At 39.3% G+C, this 20,171-nt stretch carries 14 protein-coding genes; 8 read left to right on the forward strand and 6 right to left on the reverse strand.

The features are described 5' to 3' along the window. The 4 genes from lpxD to PHY84_RS05830 are packed head-to-tail and all read left to right on the forward strand — an operon-like array spanning nucleotide 1 to nucleotide 5,510. Entirely contained in the window at nucleotides 1–951 is a 951-nt protein-coding gene (gene lpxD / locus PHY84_RS05815) for a UDP-3-O-(3-hydroxymyristoyl)glucosamine N-acyltransferase (RefSeq protein WP_299858430.1), read from the forward strand. Nucleotides 952–969: 18 nt separating this feature from the next. Next, nucleotides 970–1,170 (forward strand): hypothetical protein, encoded by a 201-nt coding sequence (locus PHY84_RS05820; protein WP_299858431.1) that lies wholly within the window; start codon nucleotides 970–972, stop codon nucleotides 1,168–1,170. A gap of 18 nt (nucleotides 1,171–1,188) precedes the next feature. Continuing rightward, complete coding sequence (locus PHY84_RS05825; protein WP_299858432.1) at nucleotides 1,189–2,883, forward strand: outer membrane protein assembly factor; 1,695 nt, start codon at nucleotides 1,189–1,191, stop codon at nucleotides 2,881–2,883. Then, entirely contained in the window at nucleotides 2,880–5,510 is a 2,631-nt protein-coding gene (locus tag PHY84_RS05830; RefSeq protein ID WP_299858433.1) for a translocation/assembly module TamB domain-containing protein, read from the forward strand. Before PHY84_RS05825 ends, PHY84_RS05830 begins: the two co-directional genes overlap by 4 nt. A gap of 12 nt (nucleotides 5,511–5,522) precedes the next feature. Here the strand turns inward: PHY84_RS05830 and PHY84_RS05835 are convergent, their stop codons facing one another. From PHY84_RS05835 to PHY84_RS05850, 4 genes are read right to left on the reverse strand one after another with little or no spacing between them, the layout of a single operon-like run. Next, nucleotides 5,523–6,692, reverse strand: coding sequence for a pyridoxal phosphate-dependent aminotransferase (locus tag PHY84_RS05835; protein ID WP_299858434.1), 1,170 nt, complete (start codon nucleotides 6,690–6,692; stop codon nucleotides 5,523–5,525). 48 nt (nucleotides 6,693–6,740) lie between these two features. Next, complete coding sequence (cysE, locus tag PHY84_RS05840; protein ID WP_299858435.1) at nucleotides 6,741–7,442, reverse strand: serine O-acetyltransferase; 702 nt, start codon at nucleotides 7,440–7,442, stop codon at nucleotides 6,741–6,743. Between the two features lie 10 nt (nucleotides 7,443–7,452). Further along, nucleotides 7,453–9,282 (reverse strand): biosynthetic arginine decarboxylase, encoded by a 1,830-nt coding sequence (gene speA, locus PHY84_RS05845; protein WP_299858436.1) that lies wholly within the window; start codon nucleotides 9,280–9,282, stop codon nucleotides 7,453–7,455. 27 nt (nucleotides 9,283–9,309) lie between these two features. Next, the gene (locus PHY84_RS05850) at nucleotides 9,310–10,506 is read right to left on the reverse strand and encodes a tetrahydrodipicolinate N-succinyltransferase N-terminal domain-containing protein (protein ID WP_299858437.1); all 1,197 of its coding nucleotides are present in this window, start codon (nucleotides 10,504–10,506) and stop codon (nucleotides 9,310–9,312) included. 73 nt (nucleotides 10,507–10,579) lie between these two features. Here PHY84_RS05850 and PHY84_RS05855 point away from each other — a divergent pair, with 73 nt between their 5' ends. Together PHY84_RS05855 and PHY84_RS05860 are read left to right on the forward strand one after the other, a co-directional pair. Then, entirely contained in the window at nucleotides 10,580–11,083 is a 504-nt protein-coding gene (locus tag PHY84_RS05855) for an ankyrin repeat domain-containing protein (protein ID WP_299858438.1), read from the forward strand. 37 nt (nucleotides 11,084–11,120) lie between these two features. Next, nucleotides 11,121–11,675 carry a methyltransferase domain-containing protein gene (locus tag PHY84_RS05860; RefSeq protein ID WP_299858439.1) on the forward strand — a complete coding sequence of 185 codons (555 nt, stop codon included), beginning with the start codon at nucleotides 11,121–11,123 and terminating at the stop codon, nucleotides 11,673–11,675. 8 nt (nucleotides 11,676–11,683) lie between these two features. On the opposite strand, the gene PHY84_RS05865 is transcribed toward PHY84_RS05860, so the two are convergent. Both PHY84_RS05865 and recO read right to left on the reverse strand, forming a co-directional pair. Further along, complete coding sequence (locus PHY84_RS05865) at nucleotides 11,684–13,294, reverse strand: methyl-accepting chemotaxis protein (protein ID WP_299858440.1); 1,611 nt, start codon at nucleotides 13,292–13,294, stop codon at nucleotides 11,684–11,686. Nucleotides 13,295–13,347: 53 nt separating this feature from the next. Beyond that, a complete protein-coding gene (gene recO, locus PHY84_RS05870) occupies nucleotides 13,348–13,968 on the reverse strand; it encodes a recombination protein RecO (RefSeq protein ID WP_299858441.1) in 621 nt (206 codons plus the stop codon). A 178-nt stretch (nucleotides 13,969–14,146) separates the two neighbouring features. Between recO and gltB the strand changes: the two genes are divergently transcribed. Next, nucleotides 14,147–18,586 carry a glutamate synthase large subunit gene (gltB, locus tag PHY84_RS05875; protein WP_299858442.1) on the forward strand — a complete coding sequence of 1,480 codons (4,440 nt, stop codon included), beginning with the start codon at nucleotides 14,147–14,149 and terminating at the stop codon, nucleotides 18,584–18,586. A 2-nt stretch (nucleotides 18,587–18,588) separates the two neighbouring features. Further along, nucleotides 18,589–19,974: a glutamate synthase subunit beta gene (locus PHY84_RS05880; RefSeq protein WP_299858443.1), complete on the forward strand. Its 1,386-nt coding sequence runs from the start codon at nucleotides 18,589–18,591 to the stop codon at nucleotides 19,972–19,974. Nucleotides 19,975–20,171: the final 197 nt, after the last annotated feature.

Genomic DNA, 20,171 nt, shown 5'->3' on the forward strand with positions numbered 1-20,171 from the left:
ATGGATTTAAGAGAGTGCGCAAGAATCATCAATGCGGAGTTTGATGGTAGAAATTTTGAAGTAACCAAAATGAATACACTCAAAGATGCCACACAAAGCGAAATATCTTTTGTTGCAAACGCAAAATATATAAAAGAGATACAAAATTCTCACTCAGGTGCCATTATTGTACATAAAGATATGGCTGAGTTTGTTCCATCAAGCGCTGTTGCACTTGTAGTAGAGCATCCGTACTGGGAGATGGCAACACTCTCAAAATATTTTGCCCCACCCATTGAAGATGCCTCTTTGAACGAACCAAAGATAGGCGAGGGGAGTGTTGTTTCACCAAAAGCAGAGATTGCAAAAGGGGTAATAATAGGTAAAAACTGCACCGTTATGGCACATGTATATGTAGGTGCAAATGCGGTTATAGGAGATAACACCATCCTTTATCCAAGCGTTACCGTTTACAGAGATTGCAAAATCGGAAGTGATTGTATCATCCATGCAAACACCACCATCGGAAGTGACGGTTTTGGTTTTGCAACAAACAAACTCGGCGAACATAGAAAGATTTATCAAAACGGCAATGTTGTCATAGAGGATAATGTAGAGATTGGCAGTTCAAGTGCCGTTGATAGAGCAGTTTTTGGAAGTACGCTTATCAAGTATGGCGTAAGAATCGATAACCTTGTCCAAGTCGGGCATAACTGCATCATCGGAGAACACTCTGTTTTAGTAGCTCAAGCCGGCATATCAGGCTCGACAACAATGGGCAGAAATGTCGTTATGGGCGGACAGAGTGCTACGGCAGGGCATCTCAGCATTGCCCCTTTTACAACTATGGCAGCACGCAGCGGTGTAACCAAAAGCATCAACGAGAGCGGCTTAACATTTGCTGGATTCCCTTTGATGGAACACAGACTATGGCTCAAGCTTCAGGGCAAAATCGCTAGACTTATCAAATAACAAAAAAAGGATAAGCAAATGTCAAAAACGATACCACTTAGCGGGACAAAAAAAGGTCTTATTTCCATAACAAAGATTGACGAACCTTACGGAAAAGGAAGTCATAGTATTGCAAGTATAGGGATATCTTTGGGCGGTGATGCAGAGGAGCCTGATTGGAAGGTTCATATTCCGCTTGAAAATTTAGAGGAAGTTATTGAGGCTCTTAGAGAGCTTTAGTAACAAATGGAAGCGTGATTGAAAAAAAAGTTCTATTTGCTTCTTTTCTTTTCGACGCTTCTTTTTGGAGAAAAACTCCAGCTTATTTTCAGTGGGAATCATCATATCTCGTCAAGCAGTCTTTATGAGTCGTTAGATTTAAGAGAGCCCTCTTTTTATGAGTTTTATAAAGAAAAACCATCTATAGATGAAAGAACTCTTGAACTTATCATACAAACACTCAAAGAGTACTACAAAACAAGAGGCTTTTTTGGTGCAGAAATAGCATCAAAAAAAGAGGATTCAAACATTGTTCTCACCATCAAAGAAAACGAACCTGTCATTATAAAACATATCTCAAATCACGCAGAATTGGATTTTAACGGTGTTATCCCCTTTAAGGTCGGTGATTTTTTCGATTCAAACAAATTTACGCAGAGCAAAAAAGAGATAAGACATTTTTATGCAAACAACAGCTACTGCAATGCATCTGTTGACGCAAAAGCGTGGATTGACAAAGAGCGCAATGAAGCCTACCTTCACTACGAATCTAGCAAAAACAAAGAGTGTTATTTTGGCGATATTGAGGTTGTGCCATCCAAAAACATAGATAAAGAGATTGTACACTCTTTGCTTTTGATACGCAAAGGCGAAGAATTTTCCTCAGAGAGTATCACAAAAAGCTATGAAGAGCTTTATGCTTACGAGGGTGTTTCCAAAGCTATTATTGATACGGAAGTCGTGAAAGAAAACCAAGTCAATGCAACAGTAAGCATTATCCAAAACGAAAATCCGCTACGTTTTGAGTTTGGTATCGGTGCAAGCAGTGACGAGGGTGCAGCGGCATCGGTTGGTCTTTTGCATAGAAATTTTTTAGGAAATCTAAAAACGTTAAGTCTTAAGGGCAAAGTTGCCCAAATCAAGCAAAACGCAATACTTGCCTTTGATATGCCACTTGCCAACCATAACTTCACGGGTTTTGAAACCGGATATGAAAATGAGCGGTTTTTAGGCTTCAAAGAGTACAAATTTTTCTCAACTCTCTACTTAAAACAAAAAAGAGGTGAACACGTTTTAAAAGAGAGTATTATTTTTGACCAAATCAATACCTACCAAAGCGATGATGAAGCTCTTTTTCCACTCAACAAACTCTTTATAGTCTCACCAAAACTTGAGTACGCATACGATACAAGAGATAAGATTTTAGACCCTAGTAGCGGTTATTTTATCAAAGGCGAAATAACTGCCTCACAAAAAAGCACCATTTCAGATGCAACGTACCATAAGTTCAAAGTAGGCGGGGGTAAAATTTACTCTTTAGAGGGCACCATTCTTGCCCTTAGGGCAGAGTATGGGACGCTTAGTCTCACAGATGGCGCACTTCCGACATCATATCGTTTTTTTGCTGGAGGGATGCACAGCAACCGCGGTTACGGGTACAGAGAAATAGGTCCCACAAATAGCTTAGGCGACCCGCTGGGTTTTGACTCCATTATGGAAGCAACCGCCGAACTTAGATTTAAAATTTATGGCGATTTTGGAGGCGTTATTTTCAACGATAACAGCTATGTCGGAGAGAGCAGTGCGCCAAATTATGCAAACGGATACCATAGCGCAGGATTTGGCATCCGCTATAAAACACCCATCGGACCCATCGCCGTTGATATCGGCTGTGACGTTGAAGACCCCCTTGAGCATTATGCATTTCACTTTCATATCGGAGAACTGTTTTGATAAAAAAAATATTTCTCTTTTTCCAAAGCAGCATGCTCTTTTTTGTTGCACTTATTCTATTTACTCTTTTTGTATTTTTTCAAAAAGATGTTCTTCCTTTTTTAGCGCAAAAATATCTTAAAGAGTTTGATGTCACATACAGCTCAATCGAGGGAACGCTTTTTCATGGTGTAGAGGTTTCTGATTTTGCCTACAAAGAGAGTATAAAAGCAAAAAAATTCACTCTTAAGTACAGTTTTTTCTCTCTTTTGCAGCCAACGCCAAGAGTTGCATTTTTGGGCGGTAGTGAAGTTTTTATTGACTTAGATACACTCTTGGCTTCTACAGATGCCAGCACATCTTCTTTTGCTTTTAATCTCTCAAAAGCAGAACTTAAAAATGCTACGCTGCATTATAAAGAAGAGAAGTTTTTGTTTGATTTAGATGCCACAAATCTTAGCTATAGAGAGATGCTGGATATAGAAAAACTGAAACTAAAGGCAAAAACAAGGTATGCCAACGGAACTTTTAATGGAGAGGTAAAGGAGAATGTATTAAGAGGAAAATCTTCTCTACAGCTCTCTAATGAGACAGAAGAAAAATATATAGATTTTTTAGAGTATAACCCAAAAAAACTTCTCCTTGATGTTCTTATCGATGCAAAAAAGATTGATTTGCGTACAACACTTAAAAATGCCAAGATAAAAGATTTTTCAGATTTTTCTATTGCCGATGTCACAGTTCACTTCTCTTATCTCATAGAAGAGGGGAGTTTCAGTATTGATGCGACTTATGATGCACGCTATGAAGAGTATGCGGCAAAAATAAAACAGGACGTTTTTGTAGATGCTGATTTTGTGACGCACTCCAAACTCGAAGCAAAAATGGCCGATACAAAGAAGAAACTTCCCTTTGATACATTTAGTATGAATATCAAGTATGACAAAGGTGCAACAGATATGCACTTTAGCGCAAAAGAGATAGAAGCAGATGTCAAAACTAATGATTTTAAAAAGTTTTTCGTTGATGCCACCACCCGCTATGCAAAGTTTGATGCGGAGATTTTACGAGATAAAAACGAGACATTTATAGAATCAACTATCCATCCAAACAAAGAGTTTTTGTTCTACAAAAAGTATGATTTAAGTAGATTTTCCAAAATTTCTGTTACCGCACATGAGAAAAACAAAGAAATTTCACTCTTTCTCAAATCAGATATCTTATGGTTCTCACTCTTTGGCAATGAAGCAAAAGTAAAAGGCTACGGTGCTTTTGGTCACTCTTTTTATGATTATCGTATTGATTTTCAAAACAAAACCGCTACTATAGACACAAAAATAGAGTCTCTTTTGACTTTTGCAAAAGAGCTTGACGCAAACTTATCCCAAACCTACTTTGATGCCAAAATAGAAGCACAATCAGAGATAGATTTTTCAGACACACTAAAGATTATGACAAAGATGAATGTACCGCTCTATACGCTCAAACTCGACTCAAAAAGCAGTTTTTCAGGTGACGGCACAGCAGAATTTGTCTATAAAGCAAATGAACTCACGCTTAAAAGATACAGTTTTGATGTACAAAACCGTAAAATTTTCTCCGACAAAACATCAAAAATTTTTATCAATGAAAACTCAGATATTGAACTGCAAGAGTTTTGGATATTTGACACACTACTGCTGCAAGGGTTGGTTAAAACAGCAGATTTGAGTGCAGATTTTTCACTTAAGAGCGACAATTTTCCTTACGAATCACCGGAGGCAAATCTATCTTTGAAACTTGATTTGCAAATAGCGCTTGATATGCAAAAACAGCGTATTGACGGTGCAGTTGAGATACTTGATGGCACGGTAATGTACAAACCGAGAAAAACATACAGCATCGGCGATGAGGACATTATCATTATTCAAGACATCAAAGAGAGTGAACAAAAAAGCAACAGAGAGATAAATGTCCTAGTCACCGCATCCAAACCTATATCCTACAAAACCAAAGAGATTTCACTTCTTATGGTTCCAAATCTATTTATCCAGCAAAAAATGAACTCTTTTGTAGAGATATTCGGTATTGTCGCTATAAAAAGCGGTGAAGTTGTTTTAAACGATAAAGTTTTTGAGTTTGACGAAAGCGAACTCTATTTTTACGGAGGAAAAGAGATAAATCCGCATCTAAACCTAAATCTGCACTATTATACACTTGATTATATCGATATAGAGATTTACATCACAAACAAAATGAGTTCGCCCGTCATACTTTTTGCATCAAAACCCGCTATGAACCAAAACGATATCCTCTCCTATATCCTTTTTGGAGAGAGTGCTTCATCTGTTTTTACGGCAGAAGGCACATCCAAAACATCGCTTAACACACTTTTGCTGGGCACTGGGCTCAAAAAAATGCTAAACGAATCCACAAGTGTGAATTTTGATACACTCAACATCCTAACAAACAAAGAGGGAACATTAGGGTATGAAATAGGCGCACGCCTAAACAAAAGAATCCGCATAATATATAAAAATGATACGATTTCAAGTCTTATTTTGCAGTATAGCTTAAGCAAGTCTCTACGTGTAGATGTTGATATAAAAGAGACAGGGCAGGGGGTAAATATTATCTATGCGAAAGATTTTAATCTCCATACGCCATAGCGTATGAAAATATTAAGAGCGTAACTCTTTTACAAACTCTTCGATTCTCTTGATGCCTTTGCGGATGCTCTCTATATCGGTAGCAAAACTAAATCTTACGTAACCCTCGCTTCCAAAACCGACACCCGGAACTAAAGCTACACCTTTTCTCTCTAAAAGCTGCTTACAAAAATCCATAGAGTCGTTAGATACTTTTTTGATGTTGATAAAGAGGTAAAACGCACCGTCAGGTTTATAAACACTTAAACCCTCAATTGCGTTGATAAGCTTTACGGCTTCATCACGGCGCTCTTTAAATGCCACTCTCATCTTCTCGATATCCGCATCCGCATCACCGTTTAAGCCCACAATTGCCGCTTTTTGAGTGATAGAGTTGATGTTTGAAGTGCTTTGGCTTTGAAGTTTTTTAGTCGCTTGGATAATCTCTGTTTGGTGAGCAGCCATATAGCCAAATCTCCAACCCGTCATCGCAACAGATTTGCTAAGACCGTTGATGGTAATGGTTCTTTTATACATATCTTCACTAACAGCCGCAGCGGATGTAAACTCACCGTCATAGATAAGTTTTTCGTACATCTCATCGCTTGCAACCAAAACATCCGTTCCCTCTAAAACTTTGCCAAGAGCAGTAAGTTCTTCTTTTGAGTAAACAGAACCTGTCGGGTTTGACGGGCTTGTAAGTACTATCATCTTTGTTTTTGAAGTAAGCGCATTTTTTAACTGTTCAGGAGTGATTTTAAACGAGCTTTCGTCATTCGTCTCAATCTCTACAACCGTTCCGCCGTGATACAAAACAAGTTCAGGGTATGTTACCCAGTATGGAGACGGGATAATTACCTCGTCGCCTTCTTGAACTACTGCCGCAAAAAGGTTAAACAAAGAGTGCTTTGCACCGTTGTTTGTGATGATTTGATTTGGAGCGTATGTCAAGCCGTTGTCTCTTTTGAGCTTATTTGCTATGGCAGCCTTAAGCGCAGGAATACCCTCAACGGCAGTATATTTTGTAAAGCCTTCATTAATTGCGGCAATAGCAGCATCTTTGATAACTTGAGGTGTATCAAAATCAGGCTCTCCGGCAGAGAAACTAAGTATGTCTTTACCTTGAGCTTTAAGCTCACCAGCAAGCGTTGAAATAGCAATCGTAATTGATTCAGATAGTGTATTTACGCGATCTGTTAGCATAAGAACCCTTTTTCTTTGAAATATTGGGCGAATTATACTAAAAAAAATCTAATTTTTCATTGCTCTGATAAAGGATTCATAAATATTTTCAAGTGCCAAATCTTGCTCCAAAAGCTCTTTGTTGTCTTCAACCAAGATATGCTCAAGTACCGCAACACGCTTAAGCAGATACTCAAACATCTCTTTGTTGATATCCGGAAGCAAGTTGTGCATAAGAGGCTCTTTGCATCTCCCTTTCTCTATCACATGAGCAGGAATGCCAATAGCGGTTGCATTGTCTGGAACCGGTTTGACGACAACGGAGTTTGCGCCAATTTTTGCGTTTTCCCCGATGATGATATTGCCAAGCACTTTTGCTCCTGCACCTATAACGGCACCTTTTTTTACGGTAGGGTGTCTCTTGCCTTGCGTAAGTGACACACCGCCAAGCGTTACGCCTTGATAGATAAGGACATCATCCTCTATGATGGCGGTCTGACCGATAACCACACCGGTCCCGTGATCTATAAAAACTCTCTTTCCTATGACTGCACCCGGATGGATATCTATGTTTGTAAGAATCTGGTTAAGTCCCATGATAACTCTTGCCAGACTTTTAAAGTTTGCCTTATAAAGTCTGTGCGCCACTCTGTACCACGCAACCGCCCAGACACCGGGGTAGTTGAAGAGAAAATCAAATTTTGAGTTAAGTGCCGGATCATTGTTGTAAGCATTTAAAAAATCTTCCCTGATTTCAGCAAAAAGTCCCAAAGATAAACTCCTAGTTAGTGGTTCTTAAATAGCCATTTTGTTGTAAAAACAGCTCTAATTTTGCAAGTGTATCATTTTTTTCTTTTTCTGTTATAAAAGTGGAGTTTGAGAGATCATCTTTAAGCTTGCTGGAAACTTGTGCAGCATCATAACCAAGATCGTCCAAAATATCTAAAATGCTTTTTGATTCTATCTCATTTTTTATCTCATAGCTATACTCATCAATGAGGACGGTGTATTCGCTAGGATGTGTAAAGAGGTTGTGGTTCATACCAAGTGTCTCTTGATATGCGCCGACATTGAAAAAGCCCAAAAAGTACTCCTCTTCGTCTAGGTTTACATCATGTAGATAGAGCGGTTTGTCAGGATTAAACCCGATTTCGCCATCACTATCACATGTGATATCCCAAAGTGAAGCCGCACGCAACGGTGTTGTGTTGAGATGATGCAGAGGCATAACCGGAAAATGCTGCCCAAGCCCCCAATAGTCCGGTAAACTCTGAAAGATGGAAGCGTTTATAAGATAACGCTCTTGAAGTTTTACCTGCAACTGTGCTAGCTCATCCGTAGGGTTTGCAGACTTAAGGTAGAGCGCTCTTTTGATGATATTGTGTACTAAAATCTCCGCATTTGAACGGTCTTGAAGGTCAATGTAGCCCAAATCAAAGAGCGTAAGAACCGACTCCATGTGGTCAAGAGCATCGTGAAGATACTCAATACAGTTTGTGTTGTTGAGAAGTTTGTTCAGTTCTATAAGCTCCTCAATGAGCGGCGGATTGACAGGTTTGAAGTTGAGCAGTTTTTCTTGAAAATCTTGTGTAAAAAGTTCCAAAACAGGAGTGATAAGTACCGCATGGGAAGCAACGATAAACCTGCCGGATTCTGTAAAGATATTTGGATGGGCAACATTTTTTGCATTCATAATCTCGCCGAGCAAGAAAACAACGCTGCTTGAGAACTCATCAATGGAGTAGTTGCGAGAGTTTGAATGTGTGTGTTGATCGTACTCTACTGCCAAACCACCGCCGATATTGATGCTATTTAGCTTGTTTGCTCCCATTTTTTTAAGCTCTGCATAGATATTTCCCGCTTCTCTAAGTGCCTTTTTAAGCGGTGCTATATCTGACATCTGAGAGCCAATGTGAAAGTGAATCATACTTAAGTAGTCCAAAAGCTCCGCTTCTCTAAGCAGTGTGATAGCCTCAATAATCTCTGTGGAAGTAAGACCAAATTTTGCATCCATACCACCGCTTTTTGCCCAGATACCGCTTCCGGCACTGTGAAGTCTCACGCGTATCCCGATATTTGGCACTTTCAAATCACACTCTTTTGCGACTTCAATAATAGTCTCAAGTTCGCCCAAGCCCTCAATCGTAATAGTAATATTATGTCCGCTTTGCGCCGCAATAAAGCCAAGCGTAATCATCTCTTTATCTTTAAAGCCGTTGACCGTAATATTTGCACCGCTAGGCGTTTTACTCATCGCCAAAATAAGCTCAGCCTTAGAACCTGCCTCAAGACCATAGTTATACTGCGCACCTTGCGATGTTACGGCTTCTACTGCATGGGGAAACTGGTTTACTTTAAGAGGAAAGACCGCATTAAAACTTCCCTGATAGCTGTTTTGTTCGATAGCTTTGTCAAAATAGGAGTAGAGCGTACGAATCTGACTTTTGATAAGATGCGGAAAACGGAGTAAAATCGGTCCTCTCACATCTTCCGAGCGGATATCCTCCACTATCTGTAAAAGTGATGGCATGCACTTATAGTTAAGTTTTATCTGACCATCTTCAATAATGAAGTTCTTATTTCCCCAAATATCAATACCAAAATTTTTCATACTCTCCCTTTTTTTTCAAAATCAAATTTAGTGCAGTTCAGCGTTTAGTTTTACTTCTCTCGTACTTCTTTGAACTACATATTCTCCTGTGAGAGAGTTTTGTCTAAAATGAAGTCCATTCAGTCCCGCAAGCTCTTTTCCTTTCATAATAGTGTCAATTTTTGCATCAGGATTTACTGCTTGTATCTCAGTTATCTCTTCATTGTTGATATGAAACTTTGTTCCTGCAAAAATCGCCAAACCGCCATCAAGGATACATCCGTCTCCAAGAGGAATACCGCAAGTTGAGTTTGCTCCCAAAAGCGTGTTCTTGCCGATAGTGATAGGATTGCCGTCTGTTCCGCTAAGTACACCAAGGATGGAAGCGCCACCGCCCACATCACTTCCTGCACCCACAACCGCCGAACTTGAAATTCTTCCCTCAACCATAACAGGACCGGTTGTTCCTGCATTGAAGTTGATGTAAGAAGCTCCAGGCATAACTGTTGTTCCTGCCGCAAGCTGCGCACCGAAACGTACTTTTGATGTATCGAGGATACGAGTATTGTCTGAGGGAATGATATGTTGCAAGAATCTTGGGAATTTATCTACAAAATCAATATGAGGATACTCACCGGAGAGTTTAAGCTCTATCTCGTACTCTCGTAGGTACTCAAGTTCGATTGGTTTACCCGCTGACCATGCAACATTTGGAAGTGTGCCAAAAGCCCCGTTGAGGTTGATGCTTCTGATAGCGACTTTAGCCAAAGAGAGGGCATAGAGTTTGAGATATGCCGCTTCAACACTCTTAAGCGGCTCATCTGCAAAAAGGAAAACCACTTTAAACTCTCCCTCCCTTGCACCGCTTGTTACAAGCTGATTGTAGAGCGCCGAGACAACTTGAATATTTTTGTGTGCATCCCCATAAGCCTCCTCTGCATAAGGAGTAAATGCGTTAAGAGCACTTTTTAAAAATGCGGCATTAACATTACAGACAACTTCACTTTGCATAAAATCTACTTCCACACCTTGTTCTGCAAGTGCTTTGATAAAAATCGCCGCACTTCCGAAATTTTCATTCCAGTTAACTACAGGATAGGTAGCTTGAAGAGTTTTTGAGAGATTTAACTGTCCTAAATCTACTCTACAAATACCAAACGCCAAAGGATCTTTATACCCATTTGTCGTTGTTTTTATATCTTGAATCAATGCCTTAAAAGCATCTGCTGTTTGAATAATTTCCATGGATTCTCGCTTCTGTGTAATTTATTTTTTGAATTATACTTAAACATTATTACATTTAGTATATACTTTTGAGATGAATAAATGGATTGAACTTTTAAAAAATAACGACTTTTTGGGTATTAAAAAACATATCGGCAGTGGTGCTGATATCAATGAATCAAGTGAGAACGGAGAGTCTGTTTTAGCATCATCACTCAGATACAGATGCGACACTGACTTAATTATGCTTTTGATTGAAAGCGGTGCGGATATATTTGACTTTGACGAAGAGGGCGTTACGATTTTTGATATGGCAGTCACTTATGACAACTTAGAGATTGTCAAGTACCTTTTATCCAGAGGTTTTAAAGTTGACGACACTAAAAGAAGAAGCCGTTTTACACCGCTAATGGCAGCTGTTTGCTATGGCAGAGTTGAGATGGTGAAGTTTTTACTAGAACAAGGTGCAAACGCAAACGCTGTAGATATAAAAGGGATAAGCGTTATGGACTTTGCGCGCAAAATGAATAAAAAAACAATATTAAAGATACTCAATTTCAATGAGAACACCCCCATTAATACTGCTTACGCAAGATAGTTTTGTATCTTTTTAAACACAAAAAAAGGAGATTTTTATGCTAGAAGATAAACAAAGATGGAACGAGAGATATTTGGATAATCCTATGCCTCAAGAAGTATCTCCCTTGGTTGCAAAGTACATATCTTACGCAAAAGTAGGGCAGGCGATTGATGTGGCATGCGGAACAGGGCGTAATTCGCACTATTTGGCAGATTTGGGATTTATGGTTGATGCGGTTGATATCTCTGATTACGCACTTAATAAAGTAAAAAAAAGTGCGATGATTAAGAAAATAGATGCAGATTTGGATAAATACAATCTTACGCCAAATCAATATGATCTTATAGTCAATGTAAATTATCTCAATCGTCGCCTTGTTTCTCAAATGAAAGATGCACTCAAGAGCGGCGGAGTTTTGATGTTCGAGACATTTATCGTAGCACACGGCGATTTTAATATGCCTACTACAAATCTTGACTATCTTTTACGCAAAAATGAACTACTGCACTCTTTTATTGGGTTGGATATTGTCTATTATGAAGAGAGAGTTGACATTAACTTGCGAGGAGAAAAGATAAAAGTTGCCTCATTGGTAGCTAAGAAGGCATAATCTCCTTCTTAGCTTTTAAACTCATTTAGGCGTGATTCAAGCGAGTTCGCAACTTGAAGCAGACGGCTTGACTCTTCTTCAATGCTGAGCGCTCTCTCTTTGTTTGAAAGGGAGTGTGTGCTTATTTTATTGATTTTTTCAATAATTTCATCTGTCTGTTTTGTCATTGTTTCTGAATCCTGCACGGATTTTCTTGCTACTTCAATAGAATTTTTCATCTCGAATGAAGTGTTATTGATTTTCTCCTCGACATCTTGAGAGATATTTGTCAGGTTTTCCATTCCCTGCACATTTGTATGCATTTTATCGCTTATATCATTTATAGATTGAACAATAGTGTTCACGCTTATCTCAATCTCTCCAAGCGAGCGCTGCGTTCGTTCTGCAAGCTTACGAACTTCATCTGCAACTACCGCAAAGCCTCTTCCATGTTCACCCGCACGCGCTGCCTCAATCGCTGCATTGAGTGCCAAAAGATTTGTCTGCTCCGCAATATCTTTGATGACATACAAGACATTCTTAACTTCATCTGCATCTTGTTTAAGACCAAGAAGTTGTCCTGAGAGTTCGTTTTCTATCTCAATAAAGTTGTTGAGCTCACCTACAAGTTCATTTAAAACCTTATGTGAAGATTCTAAATTACTATTTGCCTGAGAGACTTTCTGTTGTGTCTCTCGTGCAATAAAAATAGAGTTATCAAGAATCTCTTTGATAGTCTTGCCTTTTTGTGTCGTCTCAAGTACAATATGACCCTCTTCATTAACGCTACTGTGAATCAAAGAAGAAGATTTGGTAATAGTATTTGCAATAAATACATTTTCTCTTCCCAAATACTTAACCTCGTTTACGGTACTTTGAATGTTGCTTACAAAATCGTTGATAGCATAAGCCGATGCGGCAAACTCATTTTTACGCACTACTTCGATGCGTTTTGTCAAATCTCTATCGCCATCCACAAGAGCGCGGATTCGGCTGCGCAACTCATCGATAGGTTTTATAACCTCTTTTTTGAAAAATATGTTCATAATTGCCATAAAAAGAAAAAAGACAAAACCAAGCGTGGCGAGAAGAGTATTTTTTGCCATTTGAATCTCTTTGTCATTGTCATCAAGCGATATAATAAGATTCATAACACCTAAAACATCACCTTCTTTAGCATTAGAGTGACATGCAAGACAGTTTGCTTCAGCTTTCATTGGATTTACAAGCTGAATAGTATGATGATTCTTTTCCTCTTTTTCGATTGTTTTTGATTTTTTTGTTGAAAAAACTTCATCTACTACCGTTTCACTAGAGAAATATTTTCTGCCACCCGAGTAGAGGTCAAGAACAAGTTGAGATTTTATGACATCAAGCTTCTCGATTCCATGAATCTTTTTCGCACTCTCTATCGTCGTTTGTACTACAGCCGGATCGCCGGCAAGCATACTTTGCGTAACAGTTTGAAAGATAGATTGGCTCAACATATCAAGAGATTTTTTTGCAGTTTTATTTGAAAAATCGTTGAATGCATAAGAGGTATAGATATACATAAAACCAACCGCAAGAACACCAAAGAGCAAGATAGTTACAAGAACACGCGATTTAACAGTAGCAAATATATCAAAGATTGCTTTCAAAATAAAATCCTTACATTAGAGTTTAAACATGTCGGGATTCTAACAAAATAATTTTAAATTCCTTCTAAAAGGGTTGTCCAGAGCCTATCAACCTCTGTATCACTTAAAAAAAGTGAAGAGTGTTTTTCAAAAAGCTCTGCAATTGCGACTTTATGAAATCCATAAGCGTAAGAGCAATGCTTGTGCGTCGGCAAATATGCACGGATGAAAGCAACTTCTTCTTGTTCAATGGTCTCAGAACATAAAAAACACTCAAACTCTTTGTGAAGTCTTCCTTCATGCTCAAGCAGTTTTATATAGGACTCTATGGCAACTCTTTTTGGGTTTTGTCTATTCCAATTTTGTGAAGCATTTTCTAAAAGGTCAAAATAAAAAGTATCAAGCGTATCGGTATCTTTAAGATGTTTATAAAAAAGAGAACAAAAATCCTGCCAAAGGCGTAGGAGCTTATAGTCACCAATCCACCTGAATCCTATATGAATAACATCTTTCAATCTATGAATCGTTGCTTTTGAAGAACTGTCTTTTTCATAGTCTATTTTAAATCCAAGATTGATAACTCCATGACGTGCACCGTAAAACCTATAAAGCGTATCTAAGTTTTCTCTTGATATGATTGTGACTATAAGATCTTCATCTTTGACCCTGTTAAGATTAACTATAAAACCCTGCATAATGCGCTTCTTTTGTACACAATTTCTCTATATTTTCTAAAAAAATATGCTTATATTATAAATTTTTAAACCTTTAAAATGTATAATGCAGGACTTAATCTTTAAATAAAACAAGTTAGTTTAAAAATAGATTAAATTTGTAAAGAAATTACAAAAATTTGTATATTTAGGAGTTTATATGGTTGCATATCACGATTTATTAAGATCATTCAAAGATAATTGTGGTTTTGGTCTTATTGCAAATATCAAAAACAGAGCATCACACAAAACTCTCAACGATGCGGTAACTGCACTAGAGAGAATGATGCACAGAGGCGCAGTGGCAGCAGATGGAAAAACCGGAGACGGAAGCGGTTTGCTTCTCTCTTTGCCTGAAGAGTTTTTACGCAAAGAGGCCGCAAAGAGCGGCATTGAGCTTCCTGCACAATTTGCCGTTGCTTGTGTATTTACAAAAGATAAAAATCATCTTGCAACCATAGAAGAAGTTTGCGCGAACAATGACTTAAAAGTGGTTTTAAAAAGAGATGTTCCCGTAGATGTTAATGCACTCGGAGAACAGGCTCTTGCCTCACTTCCAAACATTGTACAGCTCTTCATAACTCCAAATTCAATTATGGCTACCAACAGATTTGAAGCACTGCTTTATCTTTCACGCAAAGAGAGTGAGCATAAATTGGTTGGAGACAGAGATTTTTATATCGCTTCAATGAGTTCTAAAGTCCTATCTTATAAAGGTCTTGTAATGCCTACGCATATCCAAGAGTTTTATAAAGATTTGCAAGATGAGAGTTTTAAAATCTCTTTTTCACTTTTCCACCAAAGATTTTCAACAAACACACTTCCCGAGTGGAGACTTGCACAGCCTTTCCGTGCAGTAGCGCACAACGGCGAAATCAACTCTGTTGAGGGAAATCGCTTCAATGTTGAGATAAAATCAGAGTCTATCAAAAGTGAAGTCTTCACTAATGAAGAGATTCAGAGAATCCTTCCTATTTTGCAGCCAAAATCTTCAGACAGTGCTTCGGCGGATAACTTTTTTGAGTTTTTACTTGTCAACGGGATGGATTTTTTCAAAGCAGTTCGTGCCCTCATCCCTGCCGCATGGCAAAATGCTCCACACATGGATCCGGAACTCAGGGCATTTTATGAGTACCACTCGACTGTTTTTGAAGCGTGGGATGGTCCTGCAGCATTTTCTGTAACAGATGGAAGATATGTCGGATGCGTACTTGATCGAAACGGTCTTCGCCCTTCAAAATATATCATCACAAAAGATGATACGCTTCTTATCGCAAGTGAGTACGGTGTTGTTGATATTTCTGAAGAAGAAATCAAAGAGAGAGGGCGTCTGCAATCAGGCGAAATGATTGGACTTGACCTTAAATTTGGGAAAATTTTCAAAAACAGTGAGATTAACGACTATCTAAAAAGCTCTAACCCATATATGAAATGGCTCAATGAGCATATGATTTACCTACAAGAACATGTAGTAGATCAGTATATGTCAAAACCGGAATATGAGAAGCAAGAGCTTATCGCCAGACAGAGATATTTTAACATTACCCATGAAGTTGTTGAACAGGTTATCGAACCTATGATGCTTGAAGGCAAAGAGGCTGTTGGCTCTATGGGAGATGATACTCCGCTTGCATGTTTTTCTCAAAAACAAAGAGCATTTACCGACTTTTTTAAACAAAAATTTGCTCAAGTTACAAATCCTCCGATTGACCCGATTAGAGAAAAAGTAGTCATGAGCTTGAACACAGGCTTTGGAGAGGTGCATAACATTTTAGATGAAGTTCCTTTTCACGCACATCGTCTCAAATCTATCTCGCCAATCATCACAAATGAAAAGCTCGTTATTTTAAAATCATTCGGCGATAAAAAATCTCCAAGTTATCAAGATTTTTACCGCAATAAGACATTCTCTACGGCGTATGAAAGTGACTTAAAAAAATCACTTGATGCTTTAGTTGAAACTATTGTATCATCTGTTAAAAACGAGGGAACACGTATTATTATTCTTGATGATTATGAGTTTAGCAAGACAAAAAGAATTATTCCGATGGCGATGGTGATTGGGTGCTTAAATATCGCTCTTTTAAAAGCAAAAGTACGTCATTTGGCGTCTATGGTAGCTGTAACAGGTGAAGTTTATGATTCACATAGTGCAGCAGTTCTTATAGGATACGGCGCAAATGCGATTCATCCTAAACTTTTAGCAGAGAGTGTAATTGATCATGCAAACAGATCCAATGCTGTAAAAATCGACTGCAATGCAGCCCTTAAAGCAGTACACAACTCTCTTAACGCCGGTATTTTAAAAATTATGTCCAAAATGGGTATCTCAACAATCGCCTCTTATAGAAATGCAGGTCTTTTTGACATCATGGGTCTTAACCGTGAAGTTGTAAATGACTGTTTTGCAACATCTCATGCTGCACTCAGTGGACTAAACTATGAAGATATTGATGCGAGACTTGCAAAGTATCATACAGAAGCATTTGAAGATAACGGCTTTAAGAAGATTTTCCCTCTAAACATTGGTGGGTACTACAAATTCTATACAGATCAGGAACACCACGACTTTGGTCCTGCAGTTATCCAAGCTATCCATGCAGTAGCAGAGAGCGGAACAAAAAAAGATTATGAGAAATTAAGAAGCCTTGTAAACCAAAGGGGTTTAAAGTTTATCCGTGATTTCTTTGAGATAAAATCAGATAGAAAAGCCATAGATATCTCAGAAGTTGAGCCAAAAGAGGCAATTTTCAAAAGATTTGCTTCGGCTGCTATGAGTCTTGGCTCTATTTCTCCAGAAGCGCATGAGACAATCGCACTTGCCATGAATCAGATTGGCGCACAGTCCAACTCCGGAGAGGGCGGAGAGGACAGTGAGCGTTTCGGAACTAACAGAAACTCCAAGATTAAGCAGGTAGCATCAGGAAGATTTGGTGTCACGGCAGCGTACTTAAGAAGTGCGGAAGAGATTCAGATTAAAGTTGCTCAAGGCGCAAAACCGGGAGAGGGCGGACAGCTTCCGGGACACAAAGTCTCTCCTCTTATCGGTAAGCTGCGCCATACTGTTCCGGGTGTGACACTTATATCACCTCCGCCGCATCACGATATCTACTCAATCGAAGATTTGGCACAGTTGATTTTTGATGTAAAGCAGGTTAATCCAAAAGCAAAAGTGGCGGTAAAACTAGTCTCAACTTTGGGTGTAGGAACGATTGCAGCCGGTGTTGCAAAAGCGTATGCGGATAAAATCATCATCTCCGGAGGAGACGGCGGAACCGGTGCTGCACCTCTTACTTCTATCAAATTTGCAGGAAACCCATGGGAGCTTGGACTTAGTGAAGCACACAATGCACTCAAAGCAAACAACCTCAGAGGTTTAGTAGAAGTTCAAGCAGACGGTGGACTAAAAACAGGTCTTGATGTCGTTAAAGCAGCACTTTTGGGGGCGGAGAGTTACGCATTTGGTACCGGAGTTTTGACAATTGTCGGCTGTAAAATGCTTCGTATCTGCCATGTCAACAAATGCTCTGTAGGTATCGCAACGCAAAACGAGAAGCTTCGTCAAGAGTTTTTCAAAGGGCATGTGCATCAATTGGTGAACTACTTCACACTTTTAGCAGAAGATGTCCGCTCAATTATGGCAGAGCTTGGCTTTAGAACAATGCAAGAGATGATTGGAAGAAACGACCTCTTTAAAGTAGTTGATGATCCATTTGCACAAAAATTTGATTTTAGTGCTCTTCTACACCAAGAAAAAGGTGTCAATACATGTCAAGAACCATATAATGCACCTTTTGACGACAACAGTTTTGAGAAAGATGTTTTAAAAGAGGCAATAAGTTCTATCAAGCATCCAAAAAATCAAGTACGTATCACTCGTGAAATTACAAATGTTAACAGAAGTTTTGGAGCACTTATAAGCGGTGAGATAGCACAGTATTATGGAGACAAAGGACTTGCAAGCGATACTGTACGCATCAATCTTACGGGAATCTCCGGACAAGCGCTTGGTGCCTTTTTGGTTCCGGGAGTATCTCTCTATCTTGAAGGTGTAGCAAATGACTACATCGGCAAAGGGATGCATGGTGGTAAAATAATCATCAAATCATCTAATGAGGGTGAGAAGTTTGCAGCAGGTGGCAATACATGTCTCTATGGTGCAACAGGCGGAAAACTTTATGTCTCAGGAAGTGTCGGCGAGAGATTTGGTGTACGTAATTCAGGTGCACTTGCGGTCGTCGAGGGAACTGGAGACAATGCTTGTGAGTATATGACGGGCGGTGTTGTAGTTATCTTAGGGCGTACTGGTATCAACTTTGGTGCAGGTATGACAGGCGGTATAAGTTTTGTATATGATGCAGAGCATACATTTATAGAAAGTGTCAACCGTGAACTTGTCGAACCGGTACGTATTGATACGGATGATGGAGATGAGGCGAGACACTATCTAAAAAGACTTTTAAAAGACTATTTGGCAGAAACAGGAAGCAAAAAAGCAAAAGCACTGCTTGAGAACTTTAGAGTAGAGGTGAGAAATTTCTGGCTTGTAAAACCTAAAAACCTAACAAAACTACCTATGAACTTAGAGATTGGAGATTAATCATGAGAGAGTATTTAAATACTGAAAGAATCGAGGCGAGAAAAAGATTAGTCGTTGAGAGAACAAAAGATTTTAATGAAATTTATGAAGTTTTTGACCGCAATGAAGCTGCAACTCAAAGTGAGAGATGTATCCAGTGCGGAGACCCTTTTTGTCTCAACAAATGTCCACTGCACAACTATGTACCGCAATGGCTCAAAGCCGTCAGTGAGAAGGATTTGGAGTTTGCATTTAAACTATCAAACGAGCCTTCGCCATTTCCGGAAGTTATGGGAAGAGTTTGTCCGCATGACAGACTTTGCGAGGGTGACTGTACGCTAAATGACGGGCATGGTGCTATTACAATCGGCTCAGTTGAGACATACATAACAGAAGAGGGATTTAAAGCAGGCTACAAACCGGAGTTCCCAGGCATCACGACAGACAAAAAAGTGGCTATCATCGGTAGCGGTCCGGCTGGTCTCTCATGTGCAACATATCTTTTGCGCTCAGGAATTGCCGTGACTATGTATGAGAGAAGCGATAGAGCGGGCGGGCTTCTTACATACGGAATCCCAAACTTTAAACTTGACAAAAAAATTGTTGAGCGTCGCGTAAAGTATCTTGCAGAAGCGGGAATGGAGCTTGTTCTTAACTGTGAAGTCGGCAAAGATATAACTTTTGAAGAGATTGCCGACAAACATGATGCGATGTTTATCGGCGTAGGCGCGACAAAAGCGAAAAAGGCCTCTATCAACGGGGAGCAGGCACCAAACGTCTATAAGGCGATGGATTACCTAACTGCTATCCAAAGAAAAAACTTCAAACTATCCTATGATAAAAAGTTTGATTATAAAGATAAAAATGTTGTAGTCATCGGCGGCGGCGATACGGCAATGGATTGCCTAAGAACAGCAAAGAGAGAGGGTGCAAAAAGCGTTATGTGTCTATACCGCCGCGATGCACACAACATGCCCGGAAGCCAAAAAGAGTATAAAAACGCCATGGAAGAGGGTGTTGATTTTACATTTTTCGCCGCACCAAAAGAGATTATCTTAAGCGAGAAAGGAAATGCCATTGCTGTTGAAGTGGTCAAGACAACACTTGGTGCAAAAGATGAGAGCGGACGTCAAAAAATGGAAGAGGTCAAAGGAAGCGAATACAGAGTGAGTGCAGATGTCATCATCATGTCGCTTGGTTTTGATCCAGAAGTCCCATCTTTCTTGGCGGAAAATGGCATAAGCACCAACAAATGGGGCGGCATCATCGTCAACGAAGAGACCCATGAGACAACAACCGCAGGCATCTATGCAGGCGGCGACTGCTACAGAGGCGCGGACTTGGTTGTAACAGCAGCGTATGACGGCCGTGAAGCCGCAAGAAGCATCGTTAAAAAACTGCTTCGATAAATATTTTTTCATATGCAGCTTTTGCATATGAAAAAGCCACTCTCCCTTTCTCTAAATCAAGCATAATTTTCTCAACTTTCGCACATAGAAAATCCTAAATTTCCTACATTCAAAAGCATAAATAAAGCCCATAAATAGGCACTTTAAAGTATAATTTGTTTACGACAACAGACCAATACAAGGTGCTTTTTTATGAG

Origin of the sequence: Sulfurimonas sp. (assembly GCF_028694605.1) — a bacterium.
GTDB lineage: Bacteria > Campylobacterota > Campylobacteria > Campylobacterales > Sulfurimonadaceae > Sulfurimonas.

Coding starts and splice junctions, on each gene's coding strand:
- lpxD (WP_299858430.1), top strand. CDS start 1: ATGGATTTAAGAGAGTGCGCAAGAATCATCAATGCGGAGTTTGATGGT.
- recO (WP_299858441.1), bottom strand. CDS start 13,968: ATGCAGGGTTTTATAGTTAATCTTAACAGGGTCAAAGATGAAGATCTT.
- PHY84_RS05850 (WP_299858437.1), bottom strand. CDS start 10,506: ATGGAAATTATTCAAACAGCAGATGCTTTTAAGGCATTGATTCAAGAT.
- PHY84_RS05860 (WP_299858439.1), top strand. CDS start 11,121: ATGCTAGAAGATAAACAAAGATGGAACGAGAGATATTTGGATAATCCT.
- gltB (WP_299858442.1), top strand. CDS start 14,147: ATGGTTGCATATCACGATTTATTAAGATCATTCAAAGATAATTGTGGT.
- PHY84_RS05855 (WP_299858438.1), top strand. CDS start 10,580: ATGAATAAATGGATTGAACTTTTAAAAAATAACGACTTTTTGGGTATT.
- speA (WP_299858436.1), bottom strand. CDS start 9,282: ATGAAAAATTTTGGTATTGATATTTGGGGAAATAAGAACTTCATTATT.
- PHY84_RS05820 (WP_299858431.1), top strand. CDS start 970: ATGTCAAAAACGATACCACTTAGCGGGACAAAAAAAGGTCTTATTTCC.
- PHY84_RS05880 (WP_299858443.1), top strand. CDS start 18,589: ATGAGAGAGTATTTAAATACTGAAAGAATCGAGGCGAGAAAAAGATTA.
- PHY84_RS05835 (WP_299858434.1), bottom strand. CDS start 6,692: ATGCTAACAGATCGCGTAAATACACTATCTGAATCAATTACGATTGCT.